Below are 20,170 nucleotides of genomic sequence, written 5' to 3'. Positions count from 1 at the left end.
GGCAGCATTAATTTTTTACATCTGTCAGGAAGCCTAGCTTTTATAATGCCATTTTGCCACTGTTGTGTCGAAATCATCCTATGAAAGGATGAATGAAGAATCAATAGTTCGCATCGGAAGCGTTCCTCAAAAGCTGTAGGTTGGCTCTTGGAAAGTCACGTTCAGTTGTAAGAAAAGTCTGGCTTTTATAAACGTTAACCGACTAGAGGTGCAAAATTATGGCTCCTACCAATACCAGCGCAACTCCCAGAACCTGCACCGCCGACAACCGCTCCTTGAAAAACACAAACCCCAGAATCGCCGCAATCCCACCGGACAATGTACTGATCACCGTTACCACCGAAACCGAGCCCGCCATCGCGCCCCAGGAAAACGCCGAGAACCCGCCGAGGTTCATCAGGCTCGCACCGGTCAAGGTTGCGCAGTTTTTCAACGGCGGGATCTTCAGGCCGTCCTTGATCTTCAGCACCATCACCACCAGCACGCACAGGCCCACCAGGTAACCCAGCCACAACATGGTGATCGGCCCCAACGCCGGCAGCGTGTAGCGGCCTTGCAACCAGAAGCTGGTGCCGTACAGCAAGGCAGCGAGCATGGCGTAGGCGATGGACTGACGCGGGTTGTTGTGGGGCGTGCCGTTGTCCTTGTGGATGCTGGACAGGATCACGCCGATTACGCAGAGGCCGATGCAACCGAGTTGGATTAAGTTGATGTGTTCGCCGCTGGCCCAGGACAGCAGGGTGGTGACTACGCCGTAAGAGGTCACCAAAGGCGCAACGATGGCGGCTTTGCCCAGTGCGAAGGCCTTGGACAGTGCCAGCGCGCCGGAGACGGTGAGCAGGGCGGCGGTGATGCCCAGGAGCCAGACGCTCAACGGGGCATTCAGGGATTTGAACAGGAAAGCCGGGAAGATCACCAGCAACAGCGTCATGATCAAAAAGCCAAGGGCTTGGCCGAAATACACCGCGCGTTTAACGCCCACGGCTCGGGCGTTGAGGCCCACGAGAAAGTCCGTGCCGCCCCAGAGGAGGGCGGCCAGCAGGCCCATTATTACGTCCATGTAAGGTCCTTGTTATTGGGTCAAATCGCCAGACTAACGCATAACCCCTGTGGGAGCGGGCTTGCTCGCGAATGCGGTAGATCAATGAGAAATACTCTACCTGACACACCGCTTTCGCGAGCAAGCCCGCTCCCACATTTGATACTCGGTGATCTTGGGATCAGCTCAGGTTTTCCAGGGTTTGCGTGTCCCAGCTATGGGTCTTGATCGCCAGATAGAGCATGCCGATGGTCAATGGCACCTTGTCGCCGCGCCCTTTGGCGCGGCGCTTGAGGAACACATCGAACACCGGCGGTTTGAAATAACGATAAGCATCGTAGTCGCCCAGGTCGAGGGCAAACTCTTGTTCCAGCGCGTCCATCAACTGCTTGGCCTCGCTGCCATCGCAGCTCAGGTCGAAATTGAGCGAAGTTTCCAGGCGAAGGGTCTTGTGCTTTGGCAGGCCGATTTCTTCGTGCAGCAATTGCAGGAGTTGCTGCATCACGGGGTCTTCGGGGAAGTTGGGGGCCAGGTTCATGGTGGGGGCACGCAGAAGTGGGTGGGGAGGAGGGTTGCGTTGGCGGCGGAATTTGTTTCGGGTGATGAAGAGTGCCAAGCCTATCAAGAATACGAAGATAGGGAGCAAGGGCATTCTAAGGATTACTGCCATGTAGGGTAATAAGAACGTCAATGCCAGGCCGGTTACGAGGCAAGTGACTGCAAGGCGTTTTCTCAGAATAGAGTCAGTGATCTGGTAATGCAGTAAAAGGTAAAAACCAAAGAAACAGGCTAGTTGCAGGACGATATTCATGACTCTTGAAATCTCCTTGCTTCGAGTGCCCGTGTGTTCCAGCGTTTGGCTTTGACGGCCTGGTAGAGCATGTCGATGGTGAGCGGGATTTTGCCTTTGCTGCCTCTGTCCACATGTCTCAAATACATGTCAAAGCCTCGACGCTTGAAATAGCGATTGCTCCTGTAGTCTCCGAACGTCATGCCGAAATCTTGCTTCAGTGCGGCCATCAATTTTCTAGCCTCAGAGCTGCTGCATCCGAGATCATGATTTATTGAAGTGCTGAGGCTGAGAGCTTGATGTTTGGGCAGGCCCACGTCTTCATTCACGAGCTGCAGGAGGTGACGCATGACGGGGTCGTCGGGAAAGTCGGCTGCCAGGTTAAGTGTGGGGGCGACGAGCAATGGGTGAGAGGACCTGATTCGGCTATAACGGTGCCGATCCAGATATAGGCCCGAGCCTAATAGCAACGCACCTATAGGCAGGCTTGGGAGTCGGACTTCCTGTGCCCAGTAAGGGAGCCATATTGCGCAGATCAGGCCCACAGCGAACAGTAATAAACCGACATATTTTCTAAGGTTTTTGGACCTCATTTTGTTGTCCAGGACAACGCTCACCACGATAAAAATGATCCATTGGACGTATTCCATCAACGTCTCCCTCCTCCCTGAAATTGAATGACCATTGCAGACATTGAGCGCTGAGGACCTATTCCTCCGTCTACCTGAGCTTCACTTCCGACAATCACATCACCTGCGTGATAACTGCGAATGATGTTTTTGGTGAATAGACCCACTGTGACGCCGACAACGCGTGCTACAGGTTTCGAAAGCGGGTGAAGGGGAACGCTGAAGGCCCCAGCCAGTAGCAAGGTGACGATGGTCCCGCGTTCGTTAAGCAGTTCAGCTTGTTGTCGGGTCAGTGGCTTGGAGATCGCGACTGTCATCTTGCAAGGCAAATCTCGGGCGAACATCTTTTCGTAGAGATCCACCAGTCGATAGCGCACTTCGTTTGCCGAAGTACCAGCTTCCAGCAAGCAGAGGTTTGTCAAAGCGTGCTTGTGGGTGGGTAAAACGGTAAGGCGAATCACCATGAAGGTGACGCCGTAATGGCCGATGTATTGAGTCCTTTCGATATTCACGGGTTTTTGCCGGGACAGTTGAGAGGTCACCAGTTTCGGTCATATGAAGGGAGGTTATGTAGAGGGTGAGATAGCTGTTTTAAGCAGTTTGGGAAGAGGACTACACGGGGTTTGTCTGCTTCCCACAAAGCTTTCCGGCATTTGCGATTTGACAGTGATTTTTTTGGCAACACCCAGCCAATGTGGGAGCCGGGCTTGCCCGACTCCCACAGGTTTAGCTCAGTGGTTGGCTTGGTTGGGGCTGCGTGTCGACTGCCGGTTGCAGTTGGACGTGCTGCGCTGCTTCCAGCAGATCACAGCCATCCTGCACCAGCAGATATAGGGCATTGATGATGTGGGAAATGTCTTTGAGGTCGGCGTGTTCGTAGGTCAGGCAGGTGAAGGTTTCCAGCAAGTCAGTGGCAGCGCGGATGCGCTGGTGTGCGGCGCACTGGATATCTTCGGCGGCGGCTTCGGTGTCGATGACGAGAGGGTGGGTGTCGGTGAAGTTGGTGCGTAGCTGACGATAGCGATCCATCGTTTCAGGTATTTGCATTTGAAGGTACTCGGTTTGCTGTTAGGTAACCGACATCACCGTGGCCAAACGGTGGGTGGCGGACTGTGCGCAGGTTGGCCAGCCGGAAACAGCAATCCGGCACGTCCGAAGACGTCCCACACACAGCCGCCATAACAGTGCTTTACGAGACGATAGACGTTCGCAAAGCATGTAGTGGCACTTATGTGCGCTGTTTTCGAGTGACCAAACCCGATCGCTGACTTGGCAGCGATGGGCCAAACCTTAGAAGTGGGCGTTATTTCGAGCAATAAACAGATGGTTTAAGTAGGGGGGCAGATCGTTCCCACGCTCCTGCGTGGGAATGCCTTCCGTGACGCTCTGCGTCACCACTGCCGAAGGGTAAAGCCGGGCGCGGATGGCGGGACGCGGAGCGTCCCACGCGGCATTCCCACGCAGAGCGTGAGGAACGATCAGGTGGGACGGCCATCGCCAAGCCTACAGACGCGAAGCCGCATCCAGGTCCATCAACCCGCGTCCGTAGGCTTCGCTGTTGGCATAGATCCCCGTCCGATTGGCGGTGCTGAGCAAGCGTTCGCGAACCTGCTGCGGGGTCATTTCGGGAAAGCGGCTCTGCAATGCCGCCAGGGCGCCGCTGACCAACGCGGCGGCCGGGGAAGTGCCTGCGGTCGGCCCATAGCTGCCATCTTTCTGTGTCGTCAGCAGGCCCGCTCCGCCATCGCCGCCCGGTACGGCAATACACCAGCGCGCAGCAAGCCCGCAGTAGTTGGACTTGAGGTTGATCGCGCTACCATCATTTTTGAGGGCCATGACGGCGATCCAGCCTTTTTCCAGTTCCGGCACCAAGGCAGGCAGGCCGGGTTCGGCAAGAGGCTCGCGTTTGACCTCGTTGCCGGTTGAGAACACAAAGACCGCGCCTTCAGCCACCAGGTGTTTGGCCGCCTCCAGTGAGTCGCCCATCAGGCGTTCATAGATCGGCACTTCATTGGTGTTGGCTTCAATGGGGTTTGCCCAGGAGTTACTGAAAAAGCGTGCGCCTTGGGTATGTGCCAGGCGCCAGCCCTGGGCAATTTCGCTGTCGAAATAAAACGGCTCCTTATCGTCGCCGAAGCGCATGGGGATTAACTGGGCGTTGAAGGCGATCCCGTGCATGCCTTGAGCGTTCTTGTTGGCGGCGAGAATACCGGCCATTTGCGTGCCGTGGCCCTTGATGTCGACAGTGCCAGGCTGTTGGCGAACAAAGTCGTAACCGATGTCGGCCAAGCGACCTTGGAACTCAGGTAATTCACTGTTGAGGCCTGAGTCTATCAGCGCCACTTTCACGCCTTGGCCAGTGCCGCCACGCGCATAGAGGGTGGATGCCTTGACGATAGGCAGTGCATTTGCGGAGAAGTATTCGGGCGTTTCAAAGGCATGCACGGCCAGTTGCTCGGAGGTGGGTTTCGGCGGCGTTGCACAGCCCATCAGCAGCAAGGGCATTGCGAGGAGCAAAGAAAACGGTGGCATGCGAGACATTCACGACTCCTTGTCGGGGCTTGTAATCAAGCGTGCTACTGTCTGCATTTTTGCGCGGTCTTGCTGGTTTTCTCTGTATCAGTTTGTAGCGTTTATCCCCGACCGTTTACCGATCGCTGGTCTATGTTTTTGACTCGTTCAGCGGTCAACGGAGTGACAGCTTATGCACAACACCCTCCAACAGGTCTTTGGTTACCCACAGTTTCGTTTGGGCCAGGAGGCCGCGATCAGCGCGGTGCTGGCCGGTCGTTCGGCTGCGGCTATTTTCCCCACCGGTTCCGGCAAGTCTTTGTGTTATCAGCTGTCGGCGGTGCTGTTGCCGCACCTGACGCTGGTGGTGTCGCCGCTGTTGGCGCTGATGCAGGACCAGTTGGGTTTCCTGCAACGCCATGGCATTTGTGCTGGCAGTATCGATTCGGCGCAGAGCCGTGAAGATGCCAATGAGGTGATGGCCCGCGCGCGTTCGGGTGAGTTGAAGATTTTGATGATTTCCGTGGAGCGCTTAAAGAACGAGCGCTTCCGTAACTTCCTGCAAAGCGTACAGATTTCCTTGTTGGTGGTGGATGAGGCGCACTGTATTTCCGAATGGGGCCACAACTTCCGCCCGGACTATCTGAAGCTGCCGGACTACCAGCGCCAGTTCAATATCCCACAAGCGCTGCTGCTGACGGCTACAGCCACGCCCAAGGTGATTGCCGACATGCAGGCCAAGTTCGCCATTGCGCCGGATGATGTGATCACCACGGGCTTCTACCGGCCCAATCTCAACTTGTTGGTAGAGCCGGTGAGCGGCCACGACAAACGCCGGCGCTTGGTCGAGTGGATGAGCGCGCGGGCCAATCAGCCGAGCATCGTTTACGTCACGTTGCAAAAAACCGCCGAGCAGATTGCCGAACACCTGAACCGCAATGGCATCCAGGCCGAGGCGTATCACGCCGGGTTGCCCCACGATAAACGCGAAGGTATCCAACAGCGTTTCATGGGCGGGCGCTCCAATTGCATTGTTGCCACCATCGCGTTCGGCATGGGCATCGACAAGAGTGATATTCGCAACGTGGTGCACTTCGACCTGCCCAAGTCTATCGAGAACTACAGCCAGGAAATCGGCCGCGCCGGGCGTGATGGACAGCCGTCCGATTGCCTGGTGCTGGCCAACCGCGACAGCCTCAATGTGCTGGAAAACTTTGTGTATGGCGATACGCCGGAGCAGGAGGGCATTCGCCGTGTACTGGAGGAGTTGCAGGCGGCGCGAAGCGAGGGCCAGTGGGAGTTCCTGCTGAGGTCGCTGTCGGACCACAGCAACATCCGCGAGCTGCCGCTCAAGACGCTGCTGGTGCAGTTGGAGCTCAAGGGTGTGATCGCACCGCGTTATGCGTTTTACGCCGAATACCGCTTCAAATACCTGATCGAGCCCGAGGCGTTGCTGGCGCGGTTTTCCGGCGAGCGGCAGCAGTTTGTCGCGGCGATCATCCAGGTATGTAAACGCGCGAAAACCTGGGCGACGGTGGATTTCGATGCGCTGTACCAACAGCACAATGCCGAGCGCAGCCGGGTGGTGAAGGCGCTGGACTACTTCCAGGAACAGGGCCTGATCGAGCTGGAAAGCAAGCAGATGACCGAGGTCTACAGCCTGCTCGATACCGACTTTGATCCACGGGTGCTGAGCGCCGAGTTATACACAGGCTTCAAGCACCATGAAGTGACGGAAGTGGCGCGGATCCACGCCATGCTCGATCTTTTTGCTACCGAGCATTGCCTGGGGCAGCGTCTGGCCAAGTACTTTGGTGATGAAAATGCCCCTCAACGCTGCGGGCATTGTTCGGTATGCCACGGCCACGTCGCACATTTGCCGCCGCCGCCGAGTTTGCCGCCACTTGTGGATAAAAACTTCATGGGGCTGTGCGGTGATTTTATCCACAGGCATCATGAGCACACCATGAGCCTGCCAGAAGCGGAACGGCTGACGCGGTTTCTCGGCGGTATCAGCGTGCCGCTGTTTACCAAGTTGAAGGCGCGGGGTATACGGGGTTTTGCTGCGCTGGAGGACTACCCATACGCCGAGGTGCGTGAGTGGGCGCAAGCCCACCGGAATGACCTGTAAACCCACTTTCCAGAGAACCGCCCATGCCTGACTCAATGCCGCAACGCGCCGACTACCGTCACTTCCAGCCGATCATCACGCGTTGGCACGACAACGATGTGTATGGCCATGTGAACAACGTCACCTACTACAGCTTTTTCGACACGGCGGTGAATACCTACCTGATTGAAGAAGGTGGGTTGGATATTCATGACGGTGAGGTGGTGGGGTTTGTGGTGAGTTCGGCGTGCGATTATTTTGCTTCGATCGCGTTTCCGGATCGCCTGGATATTGGCCTGCGGGTTGGAAAGCTTGGTAACAGCTCGGTGCAATATGAGTTGGCGGTGTTCAAGGCCGGAGAGGACGAAGCCAGTGCGGCGGGGCGCTTTGTGCATGTGTTTGTGGATCGGGCATCGAACCAGCCGGTGGCAATTGCGGGGAAGTTGCGCGAGGCGTTGGAGCGGTTGGTGGTATGAGGCCCTTTTTCATGCAATGAAAATCAAATGTGGGAGCTGGCTTGCCTGCGATAGCGGTGGGTCAGGACGCACATCTAACCCTGACCCACCGCTATCGCAGCGATGCGGCGACCCGACAAGCCAGCTCCCACAGGGGGCCAGCTGTGTTCTTTAGAACTTACCGATGACGGTAGTGATGCTTGTTCTTGCGATGCCCATAGGCATGCCCGCGTCCACGGTGGTCATCTCGATCGTAACGACGGTTGTCACGCCCGCGGTAGCGGCGGTCGTCGTCATCGCTCTTGTTGCCCATGTAGTTGCCCAGCGCGCCACCTGCACCACCGCCGGCTGCTGAGCCGACCAGTGCGCCGGTGCTGCCGCCCATGCTGCGGCCCACGACGTTGCCGCCGGCTGCGCCCAGTGCGCCACCAATGGCGGCTTCGCCACGGCTGCGTCTATCGGCACCCACCGCACTGCCGCCTGCGCCACCCAAGGCTGCGCCGATGGTGGAACCTGTGTTGCCGCCCAACTGCTGGCCGACAACCGAACCTAGAACCCCGCCCAATGCGCCGCCCACACCGGCTTCGGTGGTGCCACCGGCCATGGCTGCGCCACTGACCAGGCCAAGGGACAACAAGAGAATCGAGGAGAACTTCATAGAGAGACCTCAAGAGGATGACGGCGCGATCCTGAGGTTGTATCGAGGCGCTGACAATCGAAAACCGACCGGCGGTAGAGGTTGTATACAATTCGCTAAGTTGCTGTTTTGTATAGGGAACTTAAGTCGATTTTGTGAGTCTTTAGCTACTTCGGAAGGGCCGCTTTTATGCAAAAGCGGCCTTTTTTTGTGCCTGAGTAAAACTGCCGGCATTGTTCTCTTGTGGCGAGGGAGCAAGCTCGCGCTGGGTTGCGCAGCGACCCCAACATTATTACGGTCGCTACGCACCCGAGCGGGAGCAAGCTCCCTCGCCACGATGGGCTCTGCTTAGGCTGAACGGGCCATGATCAAGCCACTGTCGCTCGCCGCTTCCAGGCAAATCGCGACGAACTTCGACGTCGGCGTATGGCTGCCATCCCCGGTGCTTTCCAGCGGCACCAGCGGGTTCACTTCCGGGTAGTACGCCGCCGCCTGGCCCGCCGGAATATCAAACGCCAGCAAGGTAAAGCCCTTCACGCGGCGCTCGCGGCCATCTTCCCACAGCGACACAATGTCAGCCTTCTGACCCGGCTTGAAGCCCAGGCGGATGATGTCGGCTTCGTTGACGAACAGCACGTCACGCTGGCCTTTGACCCCACGGTAGCGGTCGTCCAGGCCATAAATGGTGGTGTTGTACTGATCGTGGGAACGCATCGATTGCATGATCAGGTCCGGCACCCGCCCTGTGGCGTGGGTGCGTTCGTGGATCAGGTCTTTGGGCAGCACGTTCGGGCGGAAATTGGCGCGGCCCGACGGCGTGTTCCAGCGGCGTGCACCGGCGGAGTTGCCCAGGTAGAAACCGCCTGGGTGTTTGATGCGTTCGTTGAAGTCCTTGAAGCCTGGGATGGTATCGGCGATCAAGTCGCGGATGCGCCCGTAGTCGGCCACCAGCCAGTTCCAGTCCACCGGCTTGCTGCCCAACGTGGCGGCGGCAATCCCGGCCAGAATCGCCGGCTCGGACTTCATCAGCTTCGACAGCGGCTGCAGCTGGCCATTGGAGCCGTGCACCATGCTGAACGAGTCTTCCACTGTCACGGCTTGCGGGCCGTCGGCCTGGATATCGATGTCGGTACGGCCCAGGCACGGCAGGATCAGCGCGTCTTTGCCGTGCATCAGGTGGCTGCGGTTGAGTTTGGTGCTGATCTGCACGGTCAGGTCGCAACTGCGCAGGGCTTCAAAGGTGCGCGGGCTGTCTGGCGTGGCTTGGGCGAAGTTGCCGCCCAGGCCGATAAACACCTTGGAACGGCCTTCGAGCATGGCGTGGATCGCTTCGACCACGTTGTGGCCATTGGTACGCGGCACCTGGAACTGGAAGCGGCGCTCCAGCGAATCCAAAAACGCCACCGGCGGGCGTTCGTTGATGCCCATGGTGCGGTCGCCCTGCACGTTACTGTGGCCGCGCACCGGGCACAGCCCAGCGCCTGGGCGGCCGATGTTGCCGCGCAGCAGCATCAGGTTGGCGATTTCCTGGATGGTCGGCACCGAATGGCGATGCTGGGTAATGCCCATCGCCCAGCACATGATCACGTTTTTGCCTTTGGCGTACATGCGCGCCGCTTGCTCGATCTCGACCAGGGTGAGGCCGGACTGCGCGACGATTTCATCCCATGGGGTGTCGTCGATCTGGCCCAGGTACTCCAGCACGTTGACGCTGTGTTCATTGAGGAAGTCGTGGTCGAACACCGCCTCTTTGCCTTCGGCCTGGGCCTGGCGTTCCCACAGCAGCAGGAACTTGGCCATGCCGCGCAGGATGGCCATGTCGCCACCCAGTGCCGGGCGGAAGTACGCGGTGTTGGTCGGTTTGTCGCCGTTGGTGAGCATTTCCAGCGGGTGTTGCGGGTGCTGGAAGCGTTCCAGGCCACGCTCTTTGAGCGGGTTGATGCACACCACCTGGGCGCCACGTTTTACCGCTTCGCGCAGCGGCTCAAGCATGCGCGGGTGGTTGGTGCCGGGGTTCTGGCCCCAGACGAAAATCGCATCGGCATGTTCGAAGTCATCAAAGGTCACGGTGCCTTTGCCTACGCCCACGCTTTGCGCCAGGGCGACGCCGCTGGCTTCGTGGCACATGTTCGAGCAGTCCGGGAAATTGTTGGTGCCGTAGGCGCGCACAAACAGCTGGTACAGGTACGCTGCTTCGTTGCTGGCCCGGCCCGAGGTGTAGAACTCGGCCATGTCCGGGCTTGGCAGGGTGTTGAGGTGCTTGCCGATCAGGTCAAAGGCGGCGTCCCAGCTGATGGCTTTATAGCGATCTGTCTCGGCGTCGTAGCGCATCGGCTCGGTCAGGCGGCCCTGGTATTCCAGCCAGTAGTCACTCTGCTCCAGCAGTGCAGTCACGCTGTGCTTGGCGAAGAAGGCCGCGTCCACACGGCGCTTGGTGGCTTCCCAGTTGACCGCCTTGGCGCCGTTCTCGCAGAACTTGACCATGCCGCTTTCCGGCGAGTCGCCCCAGGCGCAGCCAGGGCAGTCGAAACCGCCGTTCTGGTTGGTCTTGAGCATCATGCGCAGGTTTTTCATGGCGTTGTCGCTGGTCAGCCAGGCCTGCGCCACGCTGATCAGTGCGCCCCAGCCGCCGGCCGGGCCTTTGTAAGGCTTGTAGCGCGGAGTCGGGGTTTGGTCGGCTTGGTGATGCAGGCTCATGGCTGGTTCTCCATCGCAGGGCTGTAGACCCGCGGCGCACTTTTCTGCGGCAGGTGGATGAGATTGAGGTTGTGCCGGCGCGCCCATTGCAGGGCCAGGCCGGTGGGCGACGACAGGCTGACCAGGGTCTGGATGCCTGCGCGCAAGACTTTCTGGATCAATTCGAGGCTGCAGCGGCTGGTGACAATGGCCAGGCCGCCGTCGGTCGGAATTTTTTGGCGGATCAGCGCGCCGATCAATTTATCCAGGGCGTTATGTCGGCCGATGTCTTCGCGGCCCATCAGCAACTCGCCCTGGTTATTCATAAAGATCGCCGCATGCACCGCGCCGCTGTACTGGCCCAAGGGCTGAAACGCGCTGATGCGTTGGCGCAGGCCGTCGAGCCATTCGGCGGGCGGCAAGGGCGCACCGGCCAGCACTTGCAGGTCCGGCAAGGCTTGTTCTACGGCCTCTACGCCGCACAGGCCGCAGCCGCTGGTGCCGGCCAACTGGCGGCGTTGCTGCTTGAGGTTCCAGAAGGCGCGGCTGGAAATCTGTACGTGAGCGTATTGGGCAGAGCCCGTGCCGCTGAGTTTTAGATCATAAATATCGCTAACGTCGGCGATAATGCCGCTGCCGATGCTGAAGCCGACGATAAAGTCTTCCAGGTCGGTGGGCGTCACCAGCATCACCGCCTGGCTGATGTCGTTGTAGGCAATCGCCAACGCCACTTCTTCGGCCAATGCAGTGCTGGCAATTTCAGTGTGTTCCAGATTGCAAAACTGGTAGCTCTGGCTGGCGGCCGGCGCGGGCGTTTCGAGGGCAGGCGCCGCGCAGACTGGGCGCTTGGCGTTCATGGGGCAGTACCACCGAGGGAATGATCAATGTTTAGACTAGGCGCGACAAAGGGTCGCGTCTAATCGGCTGTACTGATCTATTGATAGATGGCGTCGATCAAGGCGCGTGTTGCGGGCTTATTCCTGGCAGCGCGCAGGCTAGCGTGTTTGGGTCTTTGACGTGCCTGGAACCCAAGACTGCAGGACTGGTCTAGTCTTGGGCATCTGGAACTTAAACCCCAAGGAGAGCGCACCATGAGTATTTTTAGCTTTGTTAAGGAAGCAGGCGAGAAGTTGATTGACCTGTTGACGCCGGGTAACGCCAATGCGAGTGATGAGCTGAAGGATCACATCAGCAAGGTAGGGCTCGGAAATCCGAACATCACCGCAACCGTTGAGGGCGACAAAGTCACCGTTAAAGGTGAAGTTGCCACTCAGGAAGAGAAAGAGAAAATCATCCTGGCTGCGGGCAATATCGCCGGTGTTGGCAGTGTGGATGACCAGATCACCGTGACTGGCCCGGCTGCGGCAGCCGCCCGTTTTGTCACCGTTGAAAAAGGTGACACGCTCAGCGCTATTTCCAAGCGCGAATATGGCGATGCCAATAAATACCAAAAAATCTTTGAGGCCAACAAGCCGTTGTTGTCGCACCCGGACAAAATTTACCCAGGGCAAGTACTGCGTATTCCTGAGTAACACACAGAGCTAACTGTGGGAGCAGCTTTGTGTGGGAGCCGGGCTTGCCCGCGATGCAGGCAGCGCGGTGTGTCAGTCACACCGCGGTGATGCAATCGCAGGCAAGCCAGCTCCCACACTGGCCAGCTCCCACATTCACATTCCCACATTTACATTAGAGCCCGGCAATCAGATCTCGGTAATCATCGACTGCCGCAAACTCCCCTGTGTCCTTTGGCCCTTTCTTACTGTCCGGCTCTTTGACCGCCAGCAAATGCCCCACGCCAAACTCGCGCGCACTGCGCAGGATCGGCAAGGTGTCATCGATAAACAGGCTGCGGGCCGGGTCGAACTGGATGTCGGCTTGCAACGCATCCCAGAATTGCCGGTGTTCCTTGGCGAACCCGTAGTCGTGGGAACTGATCAACCGCTCGAAATACGGCGCCAGTTCAATGCGCTCCAACTTCAATGACAGCGAATCACGATGGGCGTTGGTGATCAAAATCACACGCTTGCCGGCCTGTTTGATTGCCGCCAGAAAGGTGTCCGCGTCCGGGCGCAGGGCGATCAGGTGGGCGGTTTCCAGTTTGAGTTCGCGCACCGGAATGTTCAGCTCGGCACTCCAGAAATCCAGGCAATACCATTGCAACTGTCCGGCGTTACGCTCGAACAGCGGCTGCAACTCCATGTCGGCCATGGCCCGGCTCACCCCGTGCAAATCGGCGTAACGCTGGGGCAGGTGCTCCATCCAGAAGTGGTTGTCGAAGTGCAGGTCGAGCAAGGTGCCGTCCATGTCCAGCAGGACGGTGTCGATGGCGTGCCAGGGCAAAGAGGGCATGGGGCGTTCTCATGTAAGTAAAGATATCCGACACAGACAATCGGAAAAGCCACGGTATAGTAACCCGATCACGCCAAGGAGCCGCTTATGCGCCAGAAACCCACCGTCCTCGCCCGCGAAATAGTCGCCAGTAGCCGTTTGTTCCGCGTGGAGGAAGTGCAATTGCGCTTTTCCAATGGCGTTGAACGGACCTACGAGCGCCTGGTAGGCCGCGGTGCCGGTTACGGCGCGGTGATGATCGTGGCGATGATCGATGCCGACCACGCGTTGCTGGTGGAAGAGTACTGCGGCGGTACCGACGAATATGAATTGTCGTTGCCCAAGGGCCTGATCGAACCTGGCGAGGACGTACTGGCGGCGGCCAACCGCGAGCTCAAGGAGGAGGCCGGTTATGGCGCGCGCCAGTTGGAGCACATTACCGAACTGTCCTTGTCGCCTGGCTATATGAGCCAGAAAATCCAGGTGGTGCTGGCCACCGAGCTGTATGAAGAGCGCCTGGAAGGCGATGAACCTGAGCCGATGCGTGTGGAGCGCGTCAACCTGCGCGAGCTGTCGATGCTGGCGCAAAACGAGCAGTTCAGTGAAGGCCGTGCATTGGCGGCCCTGTATTTGGTACGAGACCTGTTGACCCAGCGTGGAGCTTTTGTCGCATGAGCGAACTGTTTTTAGGCCATCCGTTTATTGCCCCTGTGATCGAGCTGGCACGCCAGGCAGGTGAAGTCATCCTGCCGTATTGGCGCGCGGACGTAGCGGTCACCGCCAAGGCGGATGATTCACCGGTGACGGCGGCCGACCTGGCGGCTCACCATCTGATCCTGGCGGGCCTTACCGCTCTGGACCCGAGCATCCCGGTGCTGTCCGAAGAAGACGCCGATATCGACCAGAACGTGCGTGCCGGCTGGCAGCGCTGGTGGTTGGTGGACCCGCTGGATGGCACCAAGGAGTTTATTTCCGGCAGCGAAGAATTTACCGTCAACATTGCGTTGATCGAGCAAGGCCGCGTGGTGTTTGGCGTGGTGTCGATGCCCACCAGTGGCCGTTGCTACTTCGGTGGCGCGGGCCTGGGCGCGTGGCGCTCGGACGTGAGTGAGGCGCCCAAGCAGATCCAGGTACGCCAGACCCCGGCGGCCGGCGAGGCGTTTACCGTGGTAGCCAGCCGCCGCCATAGCAGCCCGGAACAGGAACGCTTGCTCAGTGGCTTGAGCGAAGGTTTGGGTGAGCTGAAATTGGCGAATATTGGCAGCTCGCTGAAGTTCTGCCTGTTGGCCGAAGGCAGTGCCGATTGCTACCCGCGTCTGGCGCCGACGTCGCAGTGGGACACGGCTGCAGCCCAGGGTGTGCTGGAAGGGGCGGGTGGTGAGGTGTTGGAGTTGAGTGGTGCGCCGTTCAGCTATCCGGCGCGGGCTTCGTTGTTAAACCCGTTCTTTCTGGCGTTGCCGGCCAAGGCAGCGTGGCGCGAGCGCCTGCTGACCCTGGCCCGTTCTTAAGGCCACAACAGGTCAAAATGTGGGAGCTGGCTTGCCTGCGATAGCGGTGTATCAGTCGATAGTTGATTCGACTGACACTGCCTCATCGCAGGCAAGCCAGCTCCCACAGTTGGTTTTGTGTTGTGACGGTTAGCGGTGCAGGACGTATTGGCCAGTGAAGGCTACAGCCCGCTCCTCACTGCCCTCATTCACAATCCACGTCTCCAACGCCAACCGCGCCCGGCCATAGCGTTTGTATGTCGCCACAAAGCGCTTCCACACCTTGTCTTCCGGCGCCGCGCAAATAGCGATCGCATCCTGAGTCACTGGCAGTGGATAACTGATCTGCCCTTCCTGAATCACGATATGCCCGTCTTCGACACCTTCTTCGCGCAGTTTCAGGTGCAGCCAACCCCAACCCGCCAATACGGCGCCGCAATAGAGGCTGCCGCCAAACATGGTGCTCTTGTGGTTGATATTGGCCTGTAAGGGCAGGTGCAGCTGCAGTTGGCTGTGTTGCCAGCCGAGCACCTTGAGGCCCATTTCCCGGGTGAGGGGGATGTCGTGGTGAAGGATCGATTCCAGGTAGCGGCTGTCGCGGTTCATGGCGGTCTCTTGGCGGGTCATTCGTCGTCGGCGCTGTGGCTGGCGCTGTCGGCGAAGTTCAGGCCGTGCTTGCGCAGTTTGTCGTGCAGGGTTTTGCGCGGGATGCCCAGGGCTTCGGCGAGGCTGCGCACCGAGCTGTGGGGGCGGGTCAGCTCGGCGGCGATCAGGCTTTTTTCGAACTGCTCGACCTGATCGCTCAAGCCGCCAGAGGTTGACGTCAGCACGCCCGCGGCGGGGTTGTCCGCTGTGGCGTCCAGTGCCAGTTCGAGCCCAAGGGCAAAGCGCTCGGCTGCATTTTGCAGTTCGCGCACATTGCCCGGCCAGCTGTGGCGCAACAGCAGGGCGCGTTGGCCCGGTTGCAGCTCGTGCAACGGCAGGCCGTGGCGGCTGCTGGCTTCGTCGGCAAAATGCTGGAACAACATCAGTGCGTCTTCACCGCGCTCGCGCAGTGGCGGAATGCGCAGCGGCGCGACGTTGAGACGGTAGTACAAGTCGGCCCTGAAGCGTCCCTGGTCGGCGGACTGGCGCAGGTCTTCCTTGGTGGCGGCGATGATGCGGATATCCAGCGGGATCAGCTGATTGCCACCCAGACGCTCGACCACTCGCTCCTGCAACAAACGCAGCAATTTGACCTGCACATCCAGGCTCATGCTTTCGATTTCATCGAGGAACAGCGTGCCGCCATTGGCGAACTCGAACTTGCCGATGCGGCGTTTCTGCGCGCCGGTAAAGGCGCCCGGCTCATGGCCGAACAGTTCGCTTTCGACCACCGATTCCGCCAGGGCGCCGGCGTTTATCGCCACAAAAGGCCCGCTGCGGCGGCTCGACAGGTCGTGCAGGGCGCGGGCCACCACTTCTTTGCCGGCGCCGGTTTCGCCGAGGATCAACACATCGGCGCGGGTTGCCGCCAGGGCGCCGATCTGCTCGCGCAAGCGCAGCATCTGCGGCGAATGCCCGACCAGGCGCGTGCTCAGTTGCTGGCGATCACTGAGGGCCAGGCGCAGGCTGCGGTTATCCAGCACCAGGCGGCGCAAAGCCAACGCGCGGCGCACACTGTCGAGCAGGGCATCACTGGCGAACGGTTTTTCGAGGAAGTCATAGGCCCCGGCGCGCATGGCCTGCACCGCCAGCGGCACATCGCCGTGGCCGGTTATCAGCAGCACCGGCAGGTCCGGGTCCTGGCCGTGCAGTTCAGCCAGTAGCTCCAGGCCGTCCATGCCGGGCATGCGGATATCGCTGACCACCACGCCCGGCCAATCGCGGGACAGGCGCGCCGTGAGGCCCGTGGCTTCGCCCAGAGTCAGGACTTTCAGCCCGGCCAGGTCCAGGGTCTGGCACAGAGCCTGACGCAAGTGTGGATCGTCGTCGATCAACACCACCTGGATCTGGTTATCGATACTCATACACTGCGGTCCTCGGACGGTTGCAGACTCACGCCCGGCGAGCCGGCACGCAATTTCAGGGTTAACAGTGCGCCACCTTCCTTGTGGTTGGCGAACAACAATTCGCCGCCAAAGGCACGCATCAAGGTGTCACAGATCGCCAGGCCCAACCCCAAACCCTGGGTGCGGGTCTTGGTGGTGTAGAACGGCTCGCTGGCGCGGCCCAGGGCTTCCATGCAAAAACCTGGGCCGTTGTCGCGAATGTACAGGTTGACGCCCTGTTCGGTGGTTTGGGCACTCAGCCACAGTTTGCGCGGCGGGCCTTTTTCGGTGAGGGCGTCGAGGGCGTTGGCCAGCAGGTTGCCGAGCACCTGGCGCAGGCGGGTTTCGCCGGCTTGCACCCACAAGGTCGCCTCGGGCAAGTCGCGGATCAACTCGACTTCCATCGAGCGCCGCCGTTTGGCCAGCAACGCCAGGGCATCGTCGAGTGCCGGTTGCAGGGCCACGCTTTCCGGGGCGTGGCGGTCGCGGCGGGCGAAGGCGCGCAAGTGCGCGATGATCGAGGCCATGCGCCCGGTCAGTTCGCTGATCAGCTTGAGATTGCCACGGGCGTCGTTGGTACGTTCGTGGTCGAGCAGGATCTCGGCGTTTTCCGCGTAGCTACGGATCGCCGCCAGCGGCTGATTGAGTTCGTGGCTGATACTCGCCGACATGGTGCCCAGCGCCGACAGCTTGCCGGCCTGCACCAGGTCATCCTGGGCGCGCACCAGTTCCTGTTGGGCGTGCTCACGCTCCAGCACTTCTTGTTTGAGGCGGCGGTTAAGGCCTTCGAGGTCGCTGGTGCGCTCGATCACACGCGCTTCCAGTTCGCGGCGGGCCTTGGCTTCGAAGGCGATGCGCTCCAGGTAGTGGCGACGGCGCTGCATCATCAAGCCCAGCAGCAACATCAGCACCAACAGCGTCGCGCCGCCAACGGCCACTACGGTGCGCACCGGGCGATTGATCAGCGAGCGCGGTGCAAGAATTTCCACGGTCCAGCCGGTCTCGGCGATGGCCGTGGATTGGCGCAGCCATGCCGTGGTGCTCAACGCCAGCGGTTGCGGGTCGCGGGTCGGGTAGGGCTGGATGGCGATGATTGCCTGACGCTCTTGCGCCGTGAGCGGCCGGGTCGCCCGGAAGCGCCATTGCGGGCGTGAGGTGAGGATGACCACGCCGTTGTGGTCGGTCACCAGCAGTTGCTCGGGGGTTTTGCCCCATAGGCTTTCGGTGTGGTCCAGGTCAACCTTGACCACCAGCACGCCAATTATTTTGGCGCCATCGCGTACAGCGGCGGCGAAGAAGTAGCCGCGTTTGGCCGAGGTGGTGCCCAGGCCGAAAAACCGTCCCAGGCGCCCGGCCATGGCTTCGCTGAAATAGGGCCGGAACGAGAAGTTACGGTCGACAAAACTGTCCTGCTTGTCCCAGTTGGAGGCGGCGAGGGTCTTGCCGGTGGTGTCCATCAGGTACATCACTTCCACCCCGGCCTGGGCGGCAACGTCCTTGAGCAGCAGGTTGGCGTTGGTCAGGTTGGCGCTGACCTGAGGCGCATCCAGCGCGGTGCGCAGGGCCGGCAAGTCACCGAGGATCTGCGGCAGCACTTCATAGCGGTGCAGGGTGCCGAGGAGGTTGGCGACGTACAGGTCGAGGGTCTGACGGTTTTGCCCGGCGAGTTCGCTGCGGTAATAGCGCTCGGCCAGATGCTCCAGCGGCCACAGCAGCGGTGCCAGGCACAACGCCAATAAGGCGAGGCTGCGCCAGCGAGGTCTACGCGGGAGGGGTGGAGTCATGGGAGTCATGCGCCTGTGGGAACAGGCGCATTATGCCTAGGGCCGGCGTGCAAGGCACTCGCCGGTCATGCAAACAGATCGGCGTCTGCCAATGCCTTGCCGTTCTGATCCTTGGCGGACAAGGTCGGTGCGCCCTCAAACTGCCAGTCAATATTGAGTTCCGGGTCGTCCCAGCGAATACAACGCTCTGCCGAAGGCGTGTAGTAATCGGTGGTTTTGTAAAGGAACTCGGCAGAGTCGCTGAGCACCACAAAACCATGGGGTCGAGGATCAATACTTCGGGCAACTCCGTAGCGATCACACTCATCGGTTGCACTCGCCGGGTGAACAGGTCGTGTGATCAAAACCTTATGCGATCAGGTCTTTTGGGTCGGTATTGCCCAGGCGCTCGCCTTGATAGCTGCCGTCCTGGACCCTGCGGCACCAGTCCAGGTTATCGAGGTACCACTGCACGGTTTTGCGCAGGCCGGTTTCAAAGGTTTCTTCCGGAACCCAGCCCAGCTCGTTTTCGATCTTGCTCGCGTCGATCGCGTAGCGCTGGTCGTGGCCTGGGCGGTCTTTGACGAAGGTGATCAGGTCGGTGAACTTCTCCACACCGGCCGGGCGTTGTGGCGCCAGTTCTTCGAGCAGGCCGCAGATGCCGCGTACCACGTCGATGTTCTTTTGCTCGTTGTGACCGCCGATGTTGTAGGTCTCGCCGACCACACCTTCGGTGACCACTTTCAACAAGGCGCGGGCGTGGTCTTCGACGAACAGCCAGTCGCGGACCTGCAGGCCGTCGCCGTAGACCGGCAGTGGCTTGCCGGCGAGGGCGTTGAGGATGACCAGCGGGATCAGTTTCTCGGGGAAGTGGAACGGCCCGTAGTTGTTTGAGCAGTTGGTCAGCAGCACCGGCAAGCCATAGGTGCGCTGCCAGGCGCGGACCAGGTGGTCGGAGGCGGCTTTACTGGCCGAATACGGCGAGCTGGGTGCGTAAGGCGTGGTTTCGGTGAACAAGTCATCCACGCCGTGGAGGTCGCCGTACACTTCGTCGGTGGAAATATGGTGGAAACGGAACGCGCTCTTGGCCGGTTCTTCCAGGGTCTGCCAATAGGCGCGGGTGGCTTCCAGCAGGCTGTAGGTGCCGACGATGTTGGTCTGGATAAAGTCCGAGGGGCCATCAATGGAACGGTCGACGTGCGACTCGGCGGCCAGGTGCATGATGGCCTGCGGCTCAAAGCGCGCCAGCACGGAGCTGACGGCGGCCTGGTCGATGATGTCGGCCTGCACGAACTCATAGCGGCTGTTGGCGGCGATGCTGGTGAGTGACTCCAGGTTGCCGGCGTAGGTGAGTTTGTCCAGGTTGAGCACTTCGTGCTCGGTGTGTTGAATCAAGTGACGAACCAGGGCAGAACCGATGAAGCCGGCGCCGCCGGTGATGAGAATGCGCATTCAGAGAGCCTTTTTTCCAAGACAGACATTAAGCCAGAGCATAGCTTGAGTTACGCGGCGGGGCGGCGCAAGCATACTCGGGTGAAGAAGGGTTGCCTTGATCGCCTGCGCGAGTTGGGTTTCCATGCTGCGGACCGGCGACTACCTCAAAATCCTCAAGATCAAGCCGCCGATGGTGGCGTCTAAACGCAGCGTGGATTTCTTTGTCGACATGTTGTCGAAGGTGCTCGATGAGCAACTATAGGTAGTCGATTGTTATCGAC

At 59.8% G+C, this 20,170-nt stretch carries 19 protein-coding genes and 1 pseudogene; 5 read left to right on the top strand and 15 right to left on the bottom strand.

Annotation, left to right across the window (positions count from 1 at the left end):
• Nucleotides 1-202: 202 nt before the first annotated feature.
• The 6 genes from AB4P96_RS00415 to AB4P96_RS00390 all read right to left on the bottom strand — a co-directional run bounded on the left by AB4P96_RS00415 (nt 203) and on the right by AB4P96_RS00390 (nt 4,999).
• The gene (locus AB4P96_RS00415) at nt 203-1,060 is read right to left on the bottom strand and encodes a DMT family transporter (protein ID WP_225933020.1); all 858 of its coding nucleotides are present in this window, start codon (nt 1,058-1,060) and stop codon (nt 203-205) included.
• Nucleotides 1,061-1,220: 160 nt separating this feature from the next.
• Entirely contained in the window at nt 1,221-1,577 is a 357-nt protein-coding gene (locus tag AB4P96_RS00410; protein ID WP_056858194.1) for a DUF1493 family protein, read from the bottom strand.
• Between the two features lie 269 nt (nt 1,578-1,846).
• Nucleotides 1,847-2,479 (bottom strand): DUF1493 family protein, encoded by a 633-nt coding sequence (locus tag AB4P96_RS00405; RefSeq protein WP_225933021.1) that lies wholly within the window; start codon nt 2,477-2,479, stop codon nt 1,847-1,849.
• Entirely contained in the window at nt 2,479-3,000 is a 522-nt protein-coding gene (locus tag AB4P96_RS00400) for a hypothetical protein (RefSeq protein ID WP_225933022.1), read from the bottom strand. Before AB4P96_RS00400 ends, AB4P96_RS00405 begins: the two co-directional genes overlap by 1 nt.
• 184 nt (nt 3,001-3,184) lie before the next feature.
• Nucleotides 3,185-3,505 carry a hypothetical protein gene (locus AB4P96_RS00395; RefSeq protein WP_058422612.1) on the bottom strand — a complete coding sequence of 107 codons (321 nt, stop codon included), beginning with the start codon at nt 3,503-3,505 and terminating at the stop codon, nt 3,185-3,187.
• Nucleotides 3,506-3,961: 456 nt separating this feature from the next.
• Nucleotides 3,962-4,999, bottom strand: a complete 1,038-nt coding sequence (locus tag AB4P96_RS00390) for a S8 family peptidase (protein ID WP_395600403.1) — start codon at nt 4,997-4,999, stop codon at nt 3,962-3,964.
• 163 nt (nt 5,000-5,162) lie between these two features.
• Here AB4P96_RS00390 and AB4P96_RS00385 point away from each other — a divergent pair, with 163 nt between their 5' ends.
• Entirely contained in the window at nt 5,163-7,100 is a 1,938-nt protein-coding gene (locus tag AB4P96_RS00385) for an ATP-dependent DNA helicase RecQ (RefSeq protein ID WP_395600402.1), read from the top strand.
• Nucleotides 7,101-7,123: 23 nt separating this feature from the next.
• Nucleotides 7,124-7,555: a thioesterase family protein gene (locus AB4P96_RS00380; RefSeq protein WP_017135378.1), complete on the top strand. Its 432-nt coding sequence runs from the start codon at nt 7,124-7,126 to the stop codon at nt 7,553-7,555.
• A gap of 157 nt (nt 7,556-7,712) precedes the next feature.
• On the opposite strand, the gene AB4P96_RS00375 is transcribed toward AB4P96_RS00380, so the two are convergent.
• The 3 genes from AB4P96_RS00375 to fdhD form a co-directional block, all read right to left on the bottom strand.
• Nucleotides 7,713-8,192 carry a YMGG-like glycine zipper-containing protein gene (locus tag AB4P96_RS00375; RefSeq protein WP_017135379.1) on the bottom strand — a complete coding sequence of 160 codons (480 nt, stop codon included), beginning with the start codon at nt 8,190-8,192 and terminating at the stop codon, nt 7,713-7,715.
• A 327-nt stretch (nt 8,193-8,519) separates the two neighbouring features.
• Nucleotides 8,520-10,868, bottom strand: a complete 2,349-nt coding sequence (locus tag AB4P96_RS00370; protein ID WP_395600401.1) for an FdhF/YdeP family oxidoreductase — start codon at nt 10,866-10,868, stop codon at nt 8,520-8,522.
• Entirely contained in the window at nt 10,865-11,704 is an 840-nt protein-coding gene (gene fdhD / locus AB4P96_RS00365; protein WP_186617982.1) for a formate dehydrogenase accessory sulfurtransferase FdhD, read from the bottom strand. Before fdhD ends, AB4P96_RS00370 begins: the two co-directional genes overlap by 4 nt.
• Nucleotides 11,705-11,938: 234 nt before the next feature.
• Between fdhD and lysM the strand changes: the two genes are divergently transcribed.
• Nucleotides 11,939-12,379 (top strand): peptidoglycan-binding protein LysM, encoded by a 441-nt coding sequence (gene lysM / locus AB4P96_RS00360; protein WP_305457049.1) that lies wholly within the window; start codon nt 11,939-11,941, stop codon nt 12,377-12,379.
• 154 nt (nt 12,380-12,533) lie between these two features.
• On the opposite strand, the gene yrfG is transcribed toward lysM, so the two are convergent.
• A complete protein-coding gene (gene yrfG / locus AB4P96_RS00355) occupies nt 12,534-13,196 on the bottom strand; it encodes a GMP/IMP nucleotidase (RefSeq protein ID WP_138453660.1) in 663 nt (220 codons plus the stop codon).
• Nucleotides 13,197-13,283: 87 nt separating this feature from the next.
• On the opposite strand from yrfG, the gene nudE reads away from it, so the two are divergent.
• Together nudE and cysQ are read left to right on the top strand one after the other, a co-directional pair.
• Nucleotides 13,284-13,850 carry an ADP compounds hydrolase NudE gene (nudE, locus tag AB4P96_RS00350; RefSeq protein ID WP_017135384.1) on the top strand — a complete coding sequence of 189 codons (567 nt, stop codon included), beginning with the start codon at nt 13,284-13,286 and terminating at the stop codon, nt 13,848-13,850.
• A complete protein-coding gene (cysQ, locus tag AB4P96_RS00345; RefSeq protein WP_017135385.1) occupies nt 13,847-14,683 on the top strand; it encodes a 3'(2'),5'-bisphosphate nucleotidase CysQ in 837 nt (278 codons plus the stop codon). Before nudE ends, cysQ begins: the two co-directional genes overlap by 4 nt.
• 129 nt (nt 14,684-14,812) lie before the next feature.
• Here cysQ and AB4P96_RS00340 read toward each other — a convergent pair whose 3' ends face one another.
• From AB4P96_RS00340 to rfbB, 5 genes and pseudogenes are all read right to left on the bottom strand, one after another.
• Complete coding sequence (locus AB4P96_RS00340) at nt 14,813-15,268, bottom strand: thioesterase domain-containing protein (RefSeq protein WP_017135386.1); 456 nt, start codon at nt 15,266-15,268, stop codon at nt 14,813-14,815.
• Nucleotides 15,269-15,285: 17 nt separating this feature from the next.
• Nucleotides 15,286-16,671, bottom strand: coding sequence for a sigma-54 dependent transcriptional regulator (locus AB4P96_RS00335; RefSeq protein ID WP_017135387.1), 1,386 nt, complete (start codon nt 16,669-16,671; stop codon nt 15,286-15,288).
• Nucleotides 16,668-18,476 carry an ATP-binding protein gene (locus tag AB4P96_RS00330; RefSeq protein ID WP_017135388.1) on the bottom strand — a complete coding sequence of 603 codons (1,809 nt, stop codon included), beginning with the start codon at nt 18,474-18,476 and terminating at the stop codon, nt 16,668-16,670. The genes AB4P96_RS00335 and AB4P96_RS00330 overlap by 4 nt, the downstream gene beginning before the upstream one ends.
• Before the next feature lie 65 nt (nt 18,477-18,541).
• Nucleotides 18,542-18,736 (bottom strand): annotated as a pseudogene (locus tag AB4P96_RS00325) (dTDP-4-dehydrorhamnose 3,5-epimerase family protein); the annotation flags it as partial.
• Between the two features lie 88 nt (nt 18,737-18,824).
• On the bottom strand, nt 18,825-19,907 hold the full coding sequence (gene rfbB / locus AB4P96_RS00320; RefSeq protein ID WP_017135390.1) for a dTDP-glucose 4,6-dehydratase: 1,083 nt from the start codon (nt 19,905-19,907) through the stop codon (nt 18,825-18,827).
• Nucleotides 19,908-20,170: the final 263 nt, after the last annotated feature.

Source organism: Pseudomonas sp. B19125, assembly GCF_044218855.1.
GTDB lineage: Bacteria > Pseudomonadota > Gammaproteobacteria > Pseudomonadales > Pseudomonadaceae > Aquipseudomonas > Aquipseudomonas edaphica.
Note: the sequence above shows the minus strand (reverse complement) of the source record. Positions and strands in the feature narration are given on the sequence as shown.

What these genes read in the sequence shown, in the direction of transcription:
- fdhD (WP_186617982.1), bottom strand. Translation starts at nt 11,704, where the DNA reads ATGAACGCCAAGCGCCCAGTCTGCGCGGCGCCTGCCCTCGAAACGCCC.
- AB4P96_RS00335 (WP_017135387.1), bottom strand. Translation starts at nt 16,671, where the DNA reads ATGAGTATCGATAACCAGATCCAGGTGGTGTTGATCGACGACGATCCA.
- AB4P96_RS00330 (WP_017135388.1), bottom strand. Translation starts at nt 18,476, where the DNA reads ATGACTCCACCCCTCCCGCGTAGACCTCGCTGGCGCAGCCTCGCCTTA.
- AB4P96_RS00390 (WP_395600403.1), bottom strand. Translation starts at nt 4,999, where the DNA reads ATGTCTCGCATGCCACCGTTTTCTTTGCTCCTCGCAATGCCCTTGCTG.
- AB4P96_RS00375 (WP_017135379.1), bottom strand. Translation starts at nt 8,192, where the DNA reads ATGAAGTTCTCCTCGATTCTCTTGTTGTCCCTTGGCCTGGTCAGTGGC.
- nudE (WP_017135384.1), top strand. Translation starts at nt 13,284, where the DNA reads ATGCGCCAGAAACCCACCGTCCTCGCCCGCGAAATAGTCGCCAGTAGC.
- yrfG (WP_138453660.1), bottom strand. Translation starts at nt 13,196, where the DNA reads ATGCCCTCTTTGCCCTGGCACGCCATCGACACCGTCCTGCTGGACATG.
- AB4P96_RS00410 (WP_056858194.1), bottom strand. Translation starts at nt 1,577, where the DNA reads ATGAACCTGGCCCCCAACTTCCCCGAAGACCCCGTGATGCAGCAACTC.
- cysQ (WP_017135385.1), top strand. Translation starts at nt 13,847, where the DNA reads ATGAGCGAACTGTTTTTAGGCCATCCGTTTATTGCCCCTGTGATCGAG.
- lysM (WP_305457049.1), top strand. Translation starts at nt 11,939, where the DNA reads ATGAGTATTTTTAGCTTTGTTAAGGAAGCAGGCGAGAAGTTGATTGAC.
- AB4P96_RS00370 (WP_395600401.1), bottom strand. Translation starts at nt 10,868, where the DNA reads ATGAGCCTGCATCACCAAGCCGACCAAACCCCGACTCCGCGCTACAAG.
- rfbB (WP_017135390.1), bottom strand. Translation starts at nt 19,907, where the DNA reads ATGCGCATTCTCATCACCGGCGGCGCCGGCTTCATCGGTTCTGCCCTG.
- AB4P96_RS00340 (WP_017135386.1), bottom strand. Translation starts at nt 15,268, where the DNA reads ATGAACCGCGACAGCCGCTACCTGGAATCGATCCTTCACCACGACATC.
- AB4P96_RS00395 (WP_058422612.1), bottom strand. Translation starts at nt 3,505, where the DNA reads ATGCAAATACCTGAAACGATGGATCGCTATCGTCAGCTACGCACCAAC.
- AB4P96_RS00380 (WP_017135378.1), top strand. Translation starts at nt 7,124, where the DNA reads ATGCCTGACTCAATGCCGCAACGCGCCGACTACCGTCACTTCCAGCCG.
- AB4P96_RS00405 (WP_225933021.1), bottom strand. Translation starts at nt 2,479, where the DNA reads ATGGAATACGTCCAATGGATCATTTTTATCGTGGTGAGCGTTGTCCTG.
- AB4P96_RS00415 (WP_225933020.1), bottom strand. Translation starts at nt 1,060, where the DNA reads ATGGACGTAATAATGGGCCTGCTGGCCGCCCTCCTCTGGGGCGGCACG.
- AB4P96_RS00385 (WP_395600402.1), top strand. Translation starts at nt 5,163, where the DNA reads ATGCACAACACCCTCCAACAGGTCTTTGGTTACCCACAGTTTCGTTTG.